This window comes from Salipiger marinus, from assembly GCF_900100085.1.
Taxonomy (GTDB): Bacteria; Pseudomonadota; Alphaproteobacteria; order Rhodobacterales; family Rhodobacteraceae; genus Salipiger; species Salipiger marinus.
Genome location: NZ_FNEJ01000009.1, coordinates 147302 through 164955, shown reverse-complemented (window position 1 = coordinate 164955; position 17654 = coordinate 147302). Strand labels below are relative to the sequence as shown.

Below are 17654 nucleotides of genomic sequence, written 5' to 3'. Positions count from 1 at the left end.
CGCCTCAGTCGAGGGAAATGTTCACGCGGCGGTTCTGCTTGCCCTTGTTCTCGATCTTGCCCAGCCGGATCCGGCCGATCTCGCCGGTGCGCGCCACATGGGTGCCGCCGCAGGGCTGCAGATCCACCTGATCGCCGCCCTGCCCGATGCGCACCAGCCGCACCTTGCCCTCGCCACGCGGCGGCGAGACCGACATGGTCTTGATAAGCTCGGGATGGGCCTCCAGCACCTCGGCCTCGATCCAGTCGGAACTGACCACCAGATCGCGGTCGACCAGCGCGTTCAGCGCCTCTTCCAGCGCCTCGCGGTCCTCGGGGGGCTGCGGCATGGCAAAATCCAGCCTCCCGGATCCGGCGCCGATCTGCCCGCCGGTGACCGGCAGCGGGATCACCACCGACAGCAGATGCAGCGCGGTATGCACGCGCATGTGCCGGTGCCGCCGCTCCCAGTCCAGCACCTGCATCACCTGCGTGCCGACGCGCGGCAGCGGCAGCGGCTCGGCGGGCACCAGCACCACCGTGCCGCCCTCGCCCTTGACGGCGGTGGCGATGGCCAGCCCGCCGCCGGACCAGTCCAGCCGCCCGCTGTCGCCGGGCTGGCCGCCGCCGGTGGGGTAGAAGATGCTGGCATCCAGCACGATGCCGCCCTCGTCGGTATGGGCCACCACACGGGCGGGGGCATCGCGCAGATAGGCATCCTCACGGAACAGCAGGTCGGTCATCGGGTCAGTCCTTTCTCAGCGTCCGTCGCCACCGTCTTCGGGGCCGACAAAATGCGTCTCCGAAATCCCGGCAGAGGGATCCCGCCCGGACCCCTGCGGCGCGGTGGCGGCAGCGGCGGCGGGCTCTGGCTCCTGCGTGGCAGGCGCGGGCGGCGTGGCCCGCGCGCGATCATACAGCGTTTCGGGATTGCGCAGCCAGATGTCGCGCTGCGCAAACGGGATCTCGATGCCTTCCTCGGTGAAGCGCTGCGCGATCATGTGGTTGAAATCGCTGAGCACGTTCAGCTTTTCGCCGACATCACGGATGATGGCGCGGATCTCGAATTCCAGCCCGTCGGGGCCGAAGCGCGCAAGCACCACCGAAGGTTCGGGATTCATCAGCACCATGTCATGCTCCCGCGCGATGCGGCGCAGAATCTGCTCCACCTTGCGGGTGTCGGTGCCATAGGCCACGCCCACGGTGGCAAAGACCCGGCCCACCACATTGCCCCGGGTGTAGTTGGTGACGGTGCCAGAGACAAAATCCGAATTGGGCACGATGACATCGGTGCGGTCGAAGGTCTCGATCCGGGTGGAGCGGACAGAGATGTCCTTGACGATGCCCATGTTGCCGCCGACCTCGATCCAGTCGCCCTGACTGATGGGCCGTTCGATCAGCAGGATGATGCCGGAGACGAAATTGGACACGATGTTCTGCAGGCCAAAACCGATGCCCACCGACAGCGCCCCCGCCACGATGGCCAGCGACGACAGGTCGATCCCGGCGGCGGTGATGGCGATGACGGCGGCGATGAAGATCCCGACATAGCCCAGCCCCGAGACGACGGCATTCTGCCCGCCCAGATCCAGCCGCGTGCGCGGCAGCACCGAACTGCGCAGCCCGCCCTGCAGGAGCCGGGTGGCAAGGAACCCCACCCCGAACACCGCCACCATGGTCAGGAAGCTGGTGGGCGAAATCCGGGTGTCGCCCAGCACGAAACCTTCGCGGAAGCGCGTCCAGATCTCCAGCAGGTCGGCGGTCCGCGCGCCCCAGATCAGCGCAAGGCCCGGCAGGGCCAGCAGCATCAGCGCAAAGCCCGCCAGCACCGGCACCAGACTGTCGCTGTCCTCGGCCCGCTTGCCGCTGACCAGCGTGTAGACGTCGTTGACGAAGCGCTGAAGCACCAGCACCAGCGCCAGCAGCGCCAGCGTCTGGATGGCCGGATAAACCATCGCGTCGCCCACGGCGTTGTAGCCGATGGCCGCCATGACCGGACCTGCCAGCGCCAGCAGCATCGCGGCCCGCCCCAGCAGCCGCGCCACCTGCTGGCGCAGGCTCGGCGGCGAGGTCTCTTCGCCTTCGGCCTGCGGTTCGCGCAGCAGGGTCAGGATATGACCCAGCCGGAACAGCATCAGCGCACAGAGCAGCAGCACCGGGAAATCCAGCACCGCCATGGTGGCGGTGGTGAAGTTGTAAAGCTCCCCCAGCGTTTCGCCCACGTCGCGCAGCACGAAAAGCACCGCCAGAACCGAGGCGTAAAGCCATGCCTCGGTGCGCTGCCGGTCGGCCAGCGGCACGGTGGCCACCTCCGGATCGCGGTTGAAGCTCTGCTCGGCCAGCCAGCGGATATACAGCAGCAGGAAGGTCCATGCGGGCAGCATCTGCAGCAGTTCGCTGCCCTGCGTCCCCGGCAGATCCGAGGTCTGCACCGCCGCCACCAGCAGCATAACCCCGGCCAGCGGCACAAGGATGCCGCCCAGCGACACGAAGAACCGCCAGACGCCTGTGCCCCGCCGGGTGCTGGCGCGCAGCCTTTCGCCAAAGCCCCGCATCACGCGCGGGCCACGGATCACCAGAAGTCCCGCCAGCGCCAGCAGCAGCAGGATCAGCGGCAGACTCTCCCGCGCCTCCGCCAGCTTCACTTCCGAAGCCAGATCGCTGCGGATTTCGTCAAAAAGCGAGCTTCCGGCGGACAGCACCTCTTCCAGCGCCGCAGGCCAGAGCTGCGGGTTGAGCGGGGTCGGCCCCAGCGTCAGCAGCGCGTCGGTCTGGCGGGTCCGGATCATCGTGTCGATCTGGCGGATGATGCCATCGGCGCGGGTATAGGCTTCCTGCGCGCGCAGGCCCGGCGCCTGCAGTTCTGCCAGCTGCGCGTTCAGGTTTTCGCGGCGGGTGGCGATGTCCTCGGGTTCGGTCTCGCCCTCGGCGGGCACCGGCCCCAGCGCATCGATCTGCGCCTGCAGCGTGTCGATGCGGGGGGCGTTGATGCCCTGCCCGCTCAGGAACCGTTCGCGCCAGTCCACCACGGACTGGCGCAGCCCTTCGAGCGCGCTGTCGGTGGCGTCATTGTCACCCAGCACTTGCTCGGCGCGGGTCGCCACCTCATCCCACGCGCCATAATCCAGATCCTCGCTCTGCGCGAAGGCCACACCTGCAAGCAGCACCAGCGCTGCCAGCACCCCCAGACAACGGCGAAGGATCAGGCTCATGCGTCCTCGAACACACCCGGAATGGAGGCAGGGGCGCGGTCAAGCCATGACGGCACCGGCAGGTTGCGCGCCTGCAGGAAATCAGGGTTGAACAGCTTCGACTGGTAGCGGTTGCCGTAGTCGCACAGGATGGTGACGATGGTATGGCCCGGCCCCATCTCCTGCGCCATGCGGATGGCCCCCGCGACGTTGATCCCGGACGAGCCGCCAAGGCACAGCCCCTCTTCGGAGAGCAGGTCGAACACGATGGGCAGCGCTTCTTCGTCGGGCACCTGACAGGCGAAATCCGGGGTGAAGCCTTCAAGGTTGGCGGTGATGCGCCCCTGTCCGATGCCCTCGGTGATCGACTCGCCTTCGGATTTCAGCTCTCCGGTGGTGTAATAGCTGTAAAGTGCGGCCCCCATCGGATCGGCGAGGCCGACCTTCACGCCCTTGGGCTGCAGCGCCATGCCGACCCCTGCCAGCGTGCCGCCCGACCCCACCGCGCAGACAAAGCCATCGACCTTGCCGCCGGTCTGGTCCCAGATCTCGGGGCCGGTGCCTTCGATATGGGCGAGCCGGTTCGCGACGTTGTCGAACTGGTTGGCCCAGATCGCGCCATGCTTTTCGGTCTTGGCCAGTTCCTCGGCCAGACGCCCGGAATAGCGGACATAGTTGTTGGGGTTGCGATAGGGGGCGGCGGGCACCTGCACCAGTTCGGCGCCCGCAAGCCGCAGCATGTCCTTCTTTTCCTGACTCTGGGTTTCAGGAATGACGATCACGGTGCGGAACCCCATGGAGGCGCCGACCAGCGCCAGCCCGATGCCGGTATTGCCCGCCGTGCCCTCGACGATGGTGCCGCCCGGTTCCAGCAGGCCGCGTTCGACCGCATCGCGGATGATCCAGAGCGCGGCGCGGTCCTTGACCGACTGGCCCGGATTCATGAACTCCGCCTTGCCAAGGATGGTGCATCCCGTCATCTCGCTGGCTTTCTTCAGCCGGATGAGCGGCGTGTTGCCGACCGCCTGAGCCAGATCCTGTGCCACACGCATGGACATCTCCCGTTCCTCATAATCAGGTTCAAGGTGTAGGGCGCGCCGGGCCCGAACTCAAGCGTCCGCGGTCAGGCGGCGGCGCGAAGCCGGGGCCGCGCCCGCGCCAGCCACAGGAGCATGGTCACCAAGGGCGCCGCGTTGATCTCGCCGCTGTCGACCAGCGCCATGGCCTGATCGAAGGGGATCACATGGCTGCGGATATCCTCGTGTTCCTCGGCCAGGCCACCCAGACCCGTGGCATGGCGGGAAAGGTCGCAAACACCTAGAAAACAATGAAAATATTCCGTGCTATACCCGGGCGAGGCATAGACCTTCAGCATGGGTTCGGCATGGATCAGGTCCAGCCCCGCCTCCTCGCGCGCTTCGCGCAGCGCACAGGCGGCGGGGTCTTCGCCCGCATCCACCAGCCCCGCCACCGGCTCCAGTATCCACGGGCGGCTGTCACCGCGCATCACGGGCCCGTAACGCAACTGTTCGATCAGCAGCACGCTGTCGGTGACCGGATCATAAGGCAGGATCAGCGCGGCATCATAGGCGATGAAGGCCTCGCGCCCCATCGCCGGGGACCATGTGCCATCAAACCGGCGGTGGCGCAGCTCGAAGCGGCGCAGCCGGAAAAAGCCCTCATGCCCGGGATGGTCGGCCACGATCTCCACCGCGTCGCGCCCCGGATCGCCGCGCAGCGTGGCGGGCGCGGTCTGCTGGCCCAGCACCTGCGCCCAAGCCCGCGCGGTTAGGAACGGGCGCAGCCCGGCGATGTTTTCGGGCGGGCTGTCGGCAGGCTGCGCCATCACCGCGCAGGCGGCGGCCGTGGCCAGATCGCCCCAGCGCGCCCCCCATGCCAGCGCGTCCCAATGCGGCGCCTCGGAGGGAATGACCCATGCCAGCGCTGGCGTGCCGTCGCTCAGGCGCAGCTCTTCCAGCTTGTCCGTGGCCAGATAGAAGCACAACCGCGCCACATCCTCGGCGCTGGCCGACAGCCGCGCGCCGGAGGCGGTGGCGCCGGGATCGGGGCTCAGCAGCGGCAGGTCGGCGGGATCACCCGACCAGCGCAGGGAGTGATCGGGAAGAGCGGCAGGCCGCAGCTCGACCGGTCGGCCCAGCACATGGCAGAGCAGCGGCGCATGGGTCAGCGCCCCGTGAAGAAAGATGTCGGGCAAGGATTACCTCCAGTGGCGGGCGGCCAGTTCGACCAGCAGGCCGGTCACGACCGCGCCCCCCAGCATGAGCAGAAAGAACTCCGCATCTAGCAGATGACCGCCAAATTCCAGCGCGATCTCGAAAATGGCGGCGAACGCCTCCATCGGGCCGTCATAGCGGTGCCGCATGGCAAGCCGCACCATCTCGGCGGTGGCCTGAACCAGAAGCGCCAGCAGCACCAGCGCGGCGGTGGCGGTCAGCGCATGGGACTGCGTGCTTGCCAGCCCCCGCCCGGCACGCGGCCCGAGGATCAGCCAGCCGCAGAGCCAGCCCAGACCCATAGTCACCCATGTGAAATAGCCGAACCCCGTGCCCTCGGGCATCAGGGTCTTGACCTCTTCAGAGCCAAGATACCCCAGCGCCGCAAGGCAGAGCGCGGCGATCAGACGTGCGGCGGTGGTCATGGCGGGCAAACGGCCTCTGGCTGCGGAACATGGGGCCAGCTAACGCGGCACGGGGCCGCTCTGCAAGGGCGGGCGCGGCACGGGGCAGCGGCACCCCCGCAAGGGTCTAGAACTCGCGGGTCTCGTAGGCGTGCAGCGCCGCCTGACGCCCCTCGTCAGTGCCGACGATGGGCCGGGGATAGGGATCCTGCGGCGACAGGCCCCAGGATCGCGGCACCGCCTCGAAATAATCCAGCGCGGTCTGCGGCGGGGTGCGCTGCCCCTCGGCCAGCCAGCGTTTCAGATAGGCGTTGTCGGGGTCGAATTTCTTCTGCTGCGTCTCGGGGTTGAAGACGCGGAAATAGGGCGCGGCATCGGGCCCCGATCCCGCCACCCACTGCCACCCCAGCGCGTTGGAGGCCGGATCCCAGTCCACCAGACAGTCCTCGAACCAGTCGAGCCCGATTTTCCAGTGGATCATCATGTGCTTGGTCAGGTAGCTGGCCACGATCATCCGGGCGCGGTTGTGCATCCGCCCGGTCACATACATCTCGCGGAGCGCCGCATCGACCACCGCCATGCCGGTGCGCGCCTGCTGCCATGCCGTCACCTCGCGCAGGCGCCGGTCGGTGCGCCACGGAAAGCCGCCCCATTCCTCGCGCCAGTTGTCGGTCAGCAGCCGGGGCGTGTGCCACATCAGGTGATAGGAAAATTCGCGCCAGACCAGTTCCTTGAGGAAATGCTCCGCCCCCGCCTTGCCCTCGGCTTTGGCGCGCAGCCCGACATGCCAGAGCCGCGCCGGGCTGATCTCGCCAAGGCTCAGATATTCCGACATGCCCGAGGTGGCGTCCTCGGCCAGAAGATCGCGGTCCTGCTTGTAGGCGTCGATGCGATGCGCGGCGAACTGGCCAAGCTTGGCCTGCGCCGCCGCCTCTCCGGGCTGGACATGTTTCGCCAGCACGGCGGCGCCCCGGTTCATGGCGGCGCCAAGCTGCCAGTCGTCCAGCGCCGCGCTGTCGGGCCAGGTCGCGGACGCGGGCAGATGCGCGGGGGCAGCTGTTGGCTCGGGCACCTCGCGGTCCTTCACCGCGCGCCACATCGGGCTGTAGACCTTGTAATAGCCGCCCTGCTGGGTCTCCACATCCCATGGCTCGAACAGCAGATGCCCGGCGAAGCTGCGCGCCTCGATCCCGGCCTCCTTGAGGGCGGATTTCACATCGGTGTCGCGCTCCACCGAGGCCGGGTCATAGGCGCGCATCCAGTAGACGGCGCGTGCGCCGGTTGCCGCCACCAGCGCCGGGATCACCTCGCGCGCGGGGCCTGCCCGCAGGATCAGCCGCGATCCCTTGTCCTCCAGCGCCTTGGCAAAAACCCGCAGCCCCTGCTCCAGCCGCCATTTCGGCGCGGCGCCCAGATCGTCCACGGTGTGATCGCGCAGGAAGACCGGGATCACCGGCCCGCCGCAGGCCACTGCCGCCGTCAGGGCCGCGTGGTCCGAAAGCCGCAGATCCCGGCGGATCCAGACGAGGACGGGGGGCTGTTCGCTCATGTTCACATTCTCCGATGGCCTGCGTCAGGGCTTACGCAGGCCCTGCCGCACTGGATCAAAGAACGGCGTCAAGCGCCGAAATTAGCTGGGAAATTTCCGCCTCGCTGGTGTAATGCGTGAAGGACAGCCGCAGCACGCCGCGCGCCGGATCGACCCCCAGCGCCTGCAGCGCGCGCACCGCGTAAAAATCGCCGCCCCCCGCCATGATGCCATGCGGCGCCAGCGCCGCCGCCAGCTCGGCGCCGGGCCGGTCCAGCGCCAGCGCGAAGGTGGGCGCGCGCCCTTCTGCCTCTGCCGGTCCCAGCAGCCGCAGATCGTTGCGCCCCGCCAGATAGTCCAGCAGCGGCCCGCTCAGCGCGATTTCCTGCGCGCGCATCAGCCCCGACACCTCGGCAGCCGACACGCCGTGATGGGCGGCGAGCCCCTCGATGTAATCGGCGATCCCGGCACAGGCCGCGACCTGCGCGTGATCGGGCCCGGCGGGGGTAAAGCGTTTGTACAGGCTGCCGCCGTTGAAGCTGTGCCCCTGATTGGGCAGCGCCTCCGCCAGCGCGCGGCGGATCAGCATCAGCCCCTGATGCGGGCCATAGGTCTTGTAGGCGGAAAACAGGTAAATGTCGGCGCCAAGCGCATCCATGTCGGGCAGGCCATGCGGCGCATAGCTGACCCCGTCGACACAGGTGAAGGCCCCCGCCGCATGGGCAAGCGCGGTGATCTCGGCCACCGGGTTGATCTCTGCCACCACGTTGGAACAGTGCGGGAAACAGACCAGCCGCACGTCGTCATCCAGAAGCGCCTCCAGATCGGCGGGATCCAGATGGCCGGTGCGCGGATTCATCCGCCATTCGCGGATCTTGATGCCCTCCTCCGCCAGCCGCCGCCACGGGCCGGAATTGGCCTCGTGATCCTGATCGGTGACGATGATCACCTCGCCGGGGCGCATGAAGCGGCGGAAGGCCTGCGCCAGCACATAGGTGTTCGCGGTGGTGGAGGGGCCGAAGCTCAGCTCGTCGGGCGCCACGTTCATCAGCCGCGCCAGCCGGCTGCGCGCCTCGTCCATCTCGGCCCCGCCCGCCTCGGAGGCGGCATAGGGCGCATAGGGCTGCACCTTGCGCTGCGTGTAAAAGCGCGTCAGCCGGTCGATCACCGGGCGGCAGGTGTAAGAGCCGCCCGCATTCTCAAAAAACGCCTGACCCTGCAGGGTCGGTTCTGAAAACGCGGGGAACTGCGCCCGCACATGTGTGAGATCCAGCATCTCTGACCCTTTCCGGCATGTTTCGCGCAGCAAAGCCGCGACAGGCGCGCGGGTCAAGACGGCGCGGAGATTCCGCTGCCGCCCCGCCGCAAGCCCGGGCTTTCGCAGCCCTTCGGGAACGGAAAACGGCGCGGCCCCGCAGGACCGCGCCGCCTGATCTTTCCTGGCTTCGGATCAGATACGGCGTTCCGCCTGCAGACCCTTCCAGATCGCGAAGCACATCACCAGCAGCACCAGCGTGAACGGCAGCCCGGTGGAGATCACCATGGACTGCAGCGATCCCAGACCGCCCGCCGACAGCAGCAGCACGATGGCCACGGCGCCTTCGAAGACGCACCAGAACACCCGCTGCGGCAGGGGCGCGTCGATCTTGCCCCCGGCGGTGATGGTGTCGATCACCAGCGAGCCGGAATCCGACGAGGTGACGAAGAACAGGATCACCAGCAGCACCGCCAGCACCGAGGTGATCTGCGACAGCGGCAGGCCCTCCAGCATCGCGAACAGCGACAGCGGCGGGTTGTAGCTGTCGATCACCTGCGCCTTGACCTGCGAGGTGGCCGGATCGCTCAGCACCTGATCGATGGCGACGCCCCCGAACACCGCCATCCACAGCACGCAGACAAGGCTCGGGATGATCAGCACGCAGGTCAGGAATTCGCGCACGGTGCGGCCCCGCGACACGCGGGCGATGAACATGCCCACGAACGGCGACCAGCTGATCCACCACGCCCAGTAGAAGGCGGTCCAGCCCTGCACGAAGCTGTCATCCTCGCGGCCCACCGGGTTCGACAGCGGCACGATCTCCTTCAGATAGGCGCCCAGACCCAGAGCGAAATCCGACAGGATCAGCAGGGTCGGCCCCGCGATCAGCACGAAGAGCAGCAGCAGCGTCGCCATCCCCATGTTGATCTCCGACAGCACCTTCACGCCGCCATCAAGGCCGCGCAGCACCGACACCAGCGCCACCGCGGTGATGCCGGAAATGATCGCCACCTGCTGCAGCGGCCCCATGGGCAGGCCGAAGACGTGGTTCAGACCGGCATTGACCTGCGACGCGCCCAGACCCAGCGAGGTGGCCAGACCGAAGAGCGTGGCAAACACCGCCAGCACGTCGATGACATGGCCCCACCAGCCCCAGACCCGTTCGCCAAGGATCGGATAGAAGGCCGAGCGGATGGTCAGCGGCAGGCCCTTGTTGTAGGAAAACAGCGCCAGCGCCAGCGCCACCACGGCATAGATCGCCCAAGGATGCAGGCCCCAGTGGAAGATCGTCGCGGCGAGCCCCATTGTCTTGGCAGCAGCGACGTTTTCCGGGATCAGGCTGCCATCCTCGGCAAAGGGTGACGGCACGCCAAGCGGCTCCGACACCGCCATGTGATAGACCGGCTCCAGCACGCCGAAGAACATGAGACCGATGCCCATGCCTGCGGCGAACAGCATCGCGAACCAGCCCAGATAGCTGTAATCGGGGCTTGCCTCCGCGCCGCCCAGCCGGACCTTGCCCAGAGGCGACACGATCAGCACCAGACAGAAGATGACGAACACGTTCGCCGCCGCCAGGAAGAACCAGTCAAAGGTCTTCGTGGCGAATGCGAACATCCAGTTGAAGGCCGCGCCCGACTGTTCGGGCAGCGCCAGCGTGTAGAAGACAAAAAGAACCACCGCGATGCCGGAAATCAGAAACACCGGGTTGTGGATGTCCAGCCCGAAGGGGCCGAACTTGCCTTCGTAATTGTCCTGACCGATCTCGTAATCGGTGTCGATGATCTGGGAGGCGCCTTCCGGAGCCGGAATGCCCTGATCGTCCGTGGTATCACTCATGCGCGTGACCTCCATCTGTTCCTCGTTGCTTGGGCGATGCGGTGCCTCGCCATAAGCGAAACTCCGCCGGGTGCGGCATCGGTTCCCGATTTTCTGGAACCTTCTGCACCATGCCCCGGGACCGCCGCGCGGCCCGCGTCGACTGCAGACCCGCGCCGGCGGATCCGCGCTTCGGCAAACTCTTGCCGATGACATCGCAGGCTCATGTCAGACTGCGCCCCGCAGCACAACCGCAAAGCCGCCGCCTCAAGGTTCAATACCGACAAAATGTCGTTTTTAGACCTCGCCCGCCGGACGCAGGCCAGAGCTTCGCCGGGGCCCCTTCCACCCGCCCCGGCGCAGGGTCCGCACCGCCCGCGCGGCCCCGTGCGGTAGGCTCGCGGCCCCCGCAGGCTTGCACAGCCCCCGCCGCGCGGGCATGAAGACGGCGCCGCCACCGCCGGAGAAGGCCATGAAGACCTGCATCGTCACCTCGGATTACTTCGTCCCGGGCGAGACCTTCATCAACCGCCATATCGAACACCTGTTCGGCGGGCAGACCTGCGTGCTCTGCGGCAGGTTCGACGGGCAGAACCCGCTCGACAAGCCGGTCTTTGAACGCCGCGCCCGGCTTTCGGCGGCAGACAAGCTGCGCGCGCCCTTCGCCATGGGCTGGAACGCCGCCACCGAAGGCACCGGGCGGCTGCCCTTCGGCGACAACCGCCGCGCGCTGGTGGACTGGCTCCGTGCCCAGCAGGTCGAGGTGATCCTTGCCGAATTCGGCACGCAGGCGCTGGTGGTGGCGAAGCTCGCGACCGAGCTTGGCCTGCCGGTCTTCAGCTATTTCCGCGGCACCGATGCCAGCCGCGCGCTGGGATCGCGGCAGCGGGTGCGCGCCTATCGCCGGATGATGCCCAGGCTCGACGGCATCTTCGCCGTCTCGCAGTTCCTGCTCGACAATCTCGCCCGCCACGGCGTCAGCCACCCCAACGCCCATGTCATCCCGTCGGGGGTCGACATCCGCCGCTTCGCGCCCGCGGCCAAGATCCCCGGATCCTGCCTCGCCGTGGGCCGCATGGTCGAGAAAAAGGCGCCGCAGATCACCCTGCGCGCCTTTGCCCGCGCCGCCGCCGACCGGCCCGGCCATCTGACCTTCGTGGGCGACGGCCCGCTGCTGGACAGCTGCCGCAGGCTTGCCGCCGAACTGGGCATGGCGGGCCGCGTCACCTTCACCGGCGCGCTGCCGCATGACGCGGTGCGCGCCCATCTCGCCACGACAGAGATTTTCCTCCAGCATTCGGTGACCGACCGCAACGGCAATACCGAAGGCCTGCCCACCGCCATTCAGGAGGCGATGGCCGCAGGCTGCATCCCGGTCTCCACCCGCCATGCCGGCATCCCCGAGGCGATCACCGAAGGCGAGAATGGCTTCATGGTGGCCGAACGCGACGAAGACGCCTTTGCCGACCGGCTGGCCCGCCTGCTGGACATGCCCGACCGCAGCGCCCTCGCCCGCGCCGCCCGCGCCACCGCCGAGACGCGCTTCGACAATGCCGTGCTGCTCGACCGGGTGGAGGCGCAGATCCGCGCGCGGGTTACAGCCCGCCGCTGACGGCAGACAATACCTCCAGCGTGCAGGCCAGCCCGCACCCGCCCCTTCATCTTGCCCGATAAACTCCGGGGGAGTCGCCAGAGGCGACGGGGGCAGAGCCCCCTATCTTCCCTCCTCGCCGCCCCCGCGACGCGACCGGGCCTTGCATCCTGCTCCGATTCCCCGCACCGTCTGAACAACTGTTCATTTCCGCGGGAAAGGGAGGCCCATGGAGTTTGCACTGACCGAGGAGCAGCAGGCGATCTTCGACATGGCGCGGGATTTTGGCCAGACCCGCATCGCGCCCTTCGCCCGGGACTGGGAGGCGGAGGGCAGCATTCCCCGCGATCTCTGGCCCGATCTGGCGGAACTGGGCTTTGGCGGGCTTTATGTCGCCGAAGAGCATGGCGGCGCGGGGCTGACGCGGCTTGACGGCACGCTGGTCTTCGAGGCGCTGTCCATGGCCTGCCCTTCCGTGGCCGCCTTTCTGTCGATCCACAACATGTGCGCCCGGATGATCGACGCCCATGGCAGCACAGAGATGCGGGCGCGGGTGCTGCCCGGGGCCGTCGCCATGACCACGCTGCTGTCCTACTGCCTGACCGAACCGGGCTCGGGCTCGGATGCCGCGGCCCTGCGCAGCCGCGCGACCCCCACGCCCGAGGGCTACAGCCTGAGCGGGGCCAAGGCCTTCATCTCGGGGGGCGGCTATTCGGATGCCTATGTGGTGATGGCCCGCACCGGCGAGGACGGCCCGCGCGGCATCTCGGCCCTGCTGGTGGCGGCGGACACGCCTGGGCTCGGCTTTGGCGGGCTGGAGGACAAGATGGGCTGGCGGTCGCAGCCGACCCGCGCGCTGCAGTTCGACGACTGCGCCGTGCCCCGGGCCAACCTGCTGGGGCAGGAAGGCCATGGCTTCCGCTATGCCATGGCGGGGCTGGATGGCGGGCGGCTCAACATCGCGGCCTGTTCGCTGGGCGGCGCGCAGACCGCGCTTGACGCCACGCTGGCCTATATGCGCGACAGGCAGGCCTTCGGGCAGCGGCTCGACCAGTTTCAGGCGCTGCAGTTCCGGCTGGCCGAGGCCGAGATCCAGCTGCAGGCGGCGCGGGTGTTCCTGCGGCAGGCGGCGTGGAAGCTGGATACCGGCGCGCCCGATGCCAGCACCTTCTGCGCCATGGCCAAGGCCTTTGTCACCGAAGCGGGCTGCCGGGTGGTGGATGACTGCCTGCAGCTGCATGGCGGCTATGGCTATCTGGCCGATTACGGCATCGAAAAGCTGGTGCGCGACCTGCGCGTGCACCGCATCCTTGAAGGCACCAATGAGATCATGCGCGTGCTGGTGGCGCGCAGTCTGGTGGCGCAGTCATGACCGATCTTGCCCTTCGCAAGGACGGCGCCTGCGGGCGCATCACCCTGACCCGGCCACAGGCGCTGAACGCGCTGAGCTGGGACATGTGCCTGCGGATCGAGGCGGCGCTGGACCGCTGGCGCACGGATCCGCAGGTGGCGCTGGTGCTGATCGAAGGCGAAGGCCCGCGCGCCTTCTGCGCGGGCGGCGACATCGCCGAGGTCTATCACCGCGCCCGCGCGGGCGACGTGGCGCATGCACAGGGCTTCTGGCGCGACGAATACCGGCTCAACGCCAAGATGGCGGAATATCCCAAGCCGCTCGTCAGTTTCCTGCACGGCTTTGTCATGGGCGGCGGCGTGGGCTTGGGCGGGCATTGCGCGCCGCGTATCGTGGGCGAGACCGCACAGGTCGCCATGCCGGAATGCGGCATCGGCTTTGTGCCGGATGTGGGCGGGTCGTTTCTGCTGGCGCGGGCGCCGGGACGGCTGGGGCGGCATCTGGCGCTGACCGCCGCGCGCATGGGGCCGGGTGATGCGATCCATGCGGGCTTTGCCGATGTCTTTGTCCCCGAAGCGGGATGGGAGGCGCTGAAGGCCGGTCTGGCACGCACCGGCGATGTGGGTCTTGTGGCGCAGGCCCCAGAACCGCCGCCCCCCAGCCCCATGGCCGAGGCGCAGGACCGGATCGACGCGCTTTATGCGGGCGCGGATGTGGCGGCGATCGCCGCGGCGCTGGAGCGGTCGGAGGATCCGCTCGCGCCTGCGGCGCTGAAGGCGCTGCGCCGCAATTCGCCGCTGTCGATGGCGGTGACGCTGGCCATGCTCGACGCCTTGCAGGCAGCCCCCCATGATCTGCGCGCGGCGCTGCGACAGGAATACCGCGTGGCGCATCGCATTCTGGATCAGGGCGACATGCTGGAGGGCGTGCGCGCCGCGATCATCGACAAGGACCGCAGCCCCCGCTGGGCGGATGCGTTCGGCGCCGTGCCGCAAGATAAAGTGGCGGCGCTGCTGGCGCCGCTGGGAGCGGAGGAACTGGCGCTTCCGGCGCCTGACGGGGGAGAGACGGAATGAAGATCGCAGTCATCGGACTGGGCCATATGGGCGCGCCCATGGCCGCCAATCTGGTCGGCGCGGGCCATGAGGTGACAGGCTTCGACGCGGCGGGGGTCACGCTGGCGGGGGTGTCCCCCGCCACCAGCGCCGCCGCCGCCGCCACAGGGGCAGAGGTGGTGCTGACCATGCTGCCCGATGGCGCCATCCTGCGCCGCGTCGCGGCAGAGGTGATCCCCGCCATGACGCCGGGGGCGGTGCTGCTGGACTGTTCCACCGTCGATGTGGACAGCGCCCGCGCCGTGGCCACAGAGGCCGGGGCGGCGGGGCTGCTGGCGCTCGACGCGCCGGTGTCGGGCGGCGTGGGCGGGGCCAGCGCGGGCACGCTGACCTTCATGGTGGGCGGATCCGAGGCGGGCTTTGCCCGCGCCCGCCCGCTTTTTGAGGTCATGGGCCAGAAGGCGGTGTTCTGCGGCCCTTCGGGCAACGGGCAGGCCGCCAAGATCTGCAACAACATGATCCTTGGCGTCACGATGATCGCCACCTGCGAGGCTTTTGCGCTGGCCGACAAGCTGGGGCTGTCCCGGCAGGCGATGTATGACGTGGTCTCCACCTCCTCGGGGTCGTCATGGTCGATGACTGTCTACTGCCCTGCCCCCGGCATCGGCCCCGCCTCGCCGGCGGATCGCGGCTATGTCCCCGGGTTTTCGGCGGATCTGATGCTGAAGGATCTGCGGCTGAGCCAGCAGGCGGCGGAACTGGCGGATGCCGACACGCCGATGGGCGCGCGGGCGGCGGATCTCTATCGCGTCTTTGTCGAGGAGGAGGACGGGCGCGGGCGCGATTTCTCCGCCATGCTGCCCCGGTTCGAGCGGCGCGGGCGCAGCTGAGTGGGCGCTGTGCAGCCGGCACGCCCGGCGGGGGCTCTGCCCCCCGTCGCGCGTGCCGCGCGCCGTCCCCCGGGATATTTGGAGCCAATGGAAACCGCAGAGCCGTGTGAGCGGCTGTCGCCTTCGCGGTGCGGGCCTGTTATGAGGGCCCAAATCCATGAGGTTCCATGACCACGCTCGACATCTTCTCCGACCCCATCTGTCCCTGGTGCTATATCGGCAAGGCGCTGCTGGACCGCGCGCTGCTGGAGGTGCCGGACCATCCGTTCACGCTGCGCTGGCGGCCTTTCCTTCTGAACCCCGCCATGCCCGCCGAGGGCATGGACCGCACCGCCTATCTGGAGGGCAAGTTCGGCGGGCGCGCGGGCGCGCTCGAGGCCTATCGCCCGGTGCTGGAGATGGCCGAGGCGGCGGGGCTGGAGATCGATCTGGCCGCAATTTCCCGCACGCCCTCCTCGCTGGATGCGCAGCGGCTCATTCACTGGGCCGATATCGAAGGCGTGCAGACGGCAGTGGTGTCGAGCCTGTTCCGCGCCTATTTCCGCGAGGGCCGCGACATCGGCGACCGCGAGGTTCTGGGCGATGTGGCCGATGGCTGCGGCATGGATGCCGCGCTGGTGCAGCGGCTGCTGGCCTCTGACGCCGACCGCCGCGAGATCGTGGAGATGGATGCGGCGGCGCGCGGCATGGGGGTGACGGCGGTGCCCACCTTCGTGGTGGCGGGCCAGCATGCGGTGCCGGGCGCGCAGCCGACCGAGCTGTGGCTGCGGGTGATCGCCGAGCTGCGCGCGGCGGGCTGAAACGCGGAACGGACGGCATGCGTGGGGCGCAACCCGGAATTGCATGTCGGAAGCATGCTTTTTCGGTTCCCAGCGGCGCGGAAATTGGATAGCCCGGGGGCATCATTGCCCGTTGCCGCGCGCCGCGCCGCCCTGTTTCCTGAGGATCCCCATGACCGTCTCGCCACAGCCGCCCCGTGCGGCCGACACCCCGCCTGACGCGCCCCGCAAGGGGCCGGGCCGGGTGGAGTTCATCGCGCTGCTGGCGATGCTGTTCGCCTCCATCGCCTTTTCCATCGACGCCATGCTGCCCGCCCTGCCCGAGATCGGCGCGGCGCTGACGCCGGGGGATCTCAACCGCGCGCAGCTGGTGCTGACCAGCTTCGTGCTGGGCATGGGCATCGGCACGCTGTTCACCGGGCCGCTGTCGGACACGTTCGGGCGCAAGCCGGTGATCCTTGGCGGGCTGGCGCTTTATGTCGTCTCCGCGCTGGTCGCCGCACAGGCCGAGACGCTGGAGGGGCTGCTGGGGGCGCGGCTGGTGCAGGGTCTGGGCGCTGCGGGGCCGCGGGTCGTGGTGCTGGCCATCGTGCGCGACCTTTATTCCGGGCGCAACATGGCGCGGATCATGTCCTTTGTGATGATGGTCTTCACGCTGTTTCCGGCGCTGGCGCCTTCGCTGGGGGCGGTGATCATCGCGGGCACCGGCTGGCGCGGCGTGTTCTGGGCCTTCGTGCTGTTTGCGGGCATCGCCGCGCTGTGGCTGGGGCTGCGCCTGCCCGAGACGCTGCCGCGCGAGAGCCGCCGTCCGTTCCGGGCCCGCACGCTTTGGGCGGCGGTGCGGGAACTGCTGTCCCATCCGGTGGTGCGCATTTCCATCGGGGTGCAGGCGCTGTGTTCGGCCACGATGTTTTCCATGCTCTCCTCGGTGCAGCAGATCTATGACGTGACCTTCGGTCAGGGCGAATGGTTTCCGGTCTGGTTCGGTGTGGCGGCGGTGCTTGCCTCCTCCGCCAGCTTCGTGAACGCGCGGCTGGTGGGACGGCTGGGCATGCGCCGCATCGTGACCACGGTGCTGATGGTGCAGGTGGGTGTCTCTGCCGGGGCCATCGCGATCTTTGCCACCGGGCTCGGCGGCACGGCGGGGTTTGCGGTGTTCCTGATCTGGCAGGTGTCGGTGTTTTTCCAGATGGGCCTGACCATGGGCAACGTGAACGCCATCGCCATGGAGCCGGTGGGCCATATCGCGGGGCTCGCCTCGTCGGTGATCGGCGCGGTGGCCACGGTGCTGGCGGTGCTGATGGCGGTGCCGGTGGGGCTGATGTTCGACGGCACGCCGCTGCCGCTGGCCATCGGCATCTTTCTGGAAACCGCGCTGTCGCTGCTGCTGATGCTGCGCCTTGCCCGGCGCGAGGCGGTGCAGCCCGCCTGATCGGTGGGGCCTTTCCGGGGCGGGCGTGACCCGTCCCGGGGGTCCGGCCGGGGGTCTGGCGACTCCCCGCGCGCTTTCTGCATACGATTGTATGCAGATCTTTTCGCATCCGCAGAAATCGTTTAAACCAGAGACACGCGATTCA

The 17654-nt window shown here is 68.5% G+C and carries 14 protein-coding genes; 6 read left to right on the top strand and 8 right to left on the bottom strand.

What is annotated here, in order from left to right; translation table 11 throughout:
* Positions 1-4: 4 nt before the first annotated feature.
* The 8 genes from BLR51_RS12235 to BLR51_RS12200 form a co-directional block, all read right to left on the bottom strand.
* The gene (locus tag BLR51_RS12235) at positions 5-721 is read right to left on the bottom strand and encodes an alanyl-tRNA editing protein (protein ID WP_089847302.1); all 717 of its coding nucleotides are present in this window, start codon (positions 719-721) and stop codon (positions 5-7) included.
* A 15-nt stretch (positions 722-736) separates the two neighbouring features.
* Positions 737-3190 carry a DUF3772 domain-containing protein gene (locus BLR51_RS12230; RefSeq protein ID WP_089847300.1) on the bottom strand — a complete coding sequence of 818 codons (2454 nt, stop codon included), beginning with the start codon at positions 3188-3190 and terminating at the stop codon, positions 737-739.
* A complete protein-coding gene (locus BLR51_RS12225; RefSeq protein WP_089847435.1) occupies positions 3187-4221 on the bottom strand; it encodes a cysteine synthase A in 1035 nt (344 codons plus the stop codon). Before BLR51_RS12225 ends, BLR51_RS12230 begins: the two co-directional genes overlap by 4 nt.
* A 71-nt stretch (positions 4222-4292) precedes the next feature.
* Positions 4293-5384 carry an NUDIX domain-containing protein gene (locus BLR51_RS12220; RefSeq protein ID WP_089847298.1) on the bottom strand — a complete coding sequence of 364 codons (1092 nt, stop codon included), beginning with the start codon at positions 5382-5384 and terminating at the stop codon, positions 4293-4295.
* A gap of 3 nt (positions 5385-5387) precedes the next feature.
* The gene (locus tag BLR51_RS12215) at positions 5388-5828 is read right to left on the bottom strand and encodes a TrgA family protein (RefSeq protein WP_089847296.1); all 441 of its coding nucleotides are present in this window, start codon (positions 5826-5828) and stop codon (positions 5388-5390) included.
* Between the two features lie 106 nt (positions 5829-5934).
* Entirely contained in the window at positions 5935-7356 is a 1422-nt protein-coding gene (locus BLR51_RS12210; RefSeq protein ID WP_089847294.1) for a cryptochrome/photolyase family protein, read from the bottom strand.
* Between the two features lie 55 nt (positions 7357-7411).
* Positions 7412-8611, bottom strand: a complete 1200-nt coding sequence (locus tag BLR51_RS12205) for an aminotransferase class V-fold PLP-dependent enzyme (protein ID WP_089847292.1) — start codon at positions 8609-8611, stop codon at positions 7412-7414.
* 174 nt (positions 8612-8785) lie between these two features.
* Positions 8786-10432, bottom strand: a complete 1647-nt coding sequence (locus tag BLR51_RS12200; RefSeq protein ID WP_089847434.1) for a BCCT family transporter — start codon at positions 10430-10432, stop codon at positions 8786-8788.
* 451 nt (positions 10433-10883) lie between these two features.
* Here BLR51_RS12200 and BLR51_RS12195 point away from each other — a divergent pair, with 451 nt between their 5' ends.
* From BLR51_RS12195 to BLR51_RS12170, 6 genes are all read left to right on the top strand, one after another.
* Positions 10884-12023 carry a glycosyltransferase gene (locus BLR51_RS12195; protein ID WP_089847290.1) on the top strand — a complete coding sequence of 380 codons (1140 nt, stop codon included), beginning with the start codon at positions 10884-10886 and terminating at the stop codon, positions 12021-12023.
* Positions 12024-12231: 208 nt separating this feature from the next.
* On the top strand, positions 12232-13374 hold the full coding sequence (locus tag BLR51_RS12190) for an acyl-CoA dehydrogenase family protein (RefSeq protein ID WP_089847288.1): 1143 nt from the start codon (positions 12232-12234) through the stop codon (positions 13372-13374).
* A complete protein-coding gene (locus BLR51_RS12185) occupies positions 13371-14429 on the top strand; it encodes an enoyl-CoA hydratase/isomerase family protein (RefSeq protein WP_089847287.1) in 1059 nt (352 codons plus the stop codon). Before BLR51_RS12190 ends, BLR51_RS12185 begins: the two co-directional genes overlap by 4 nt.
* On the top strand, positions 14426-15298 hold the full coding sequence (gene mmsB / locus BLR51_RS12180; protein WP_089847286.1) for a 3-hydroxyisobutyrate dehydrogenase: 873 nt from the start codon (positions 14426-14428) through the stop codon (positions 15296-15298). Before BLR51_RS12185 ends, mmsB begins: the two co-directional genes overlap by 4 nt.
* A 167-nt stretch (positions 15299-15465) precedes the next feature.
* Complete coding sequence (locus BLR51_RS12175; protein WP_089847284.1) at positions 15466-16098, top strand: DsbA family oxidoreductase; 633 nt, start codon at positions 15466-15468, stop codon at positions 16096-16098.
* Between the two features lie 151 nt (positions 16099-16249).
* Positions 16250-17509: a multidrug effflux MFS transporter gene (locus tag BLR51_RS12170; RefSeq protein ID WP_089847282.1), complete on the top strand. Its 1260-nt coding sequence runs from the start codon at positions 16250-16252 to the stop codon at positions 17507-17509.
* The last annotated feature ends 145 nt before the right edge of the window (positions 17510-17654 follow it).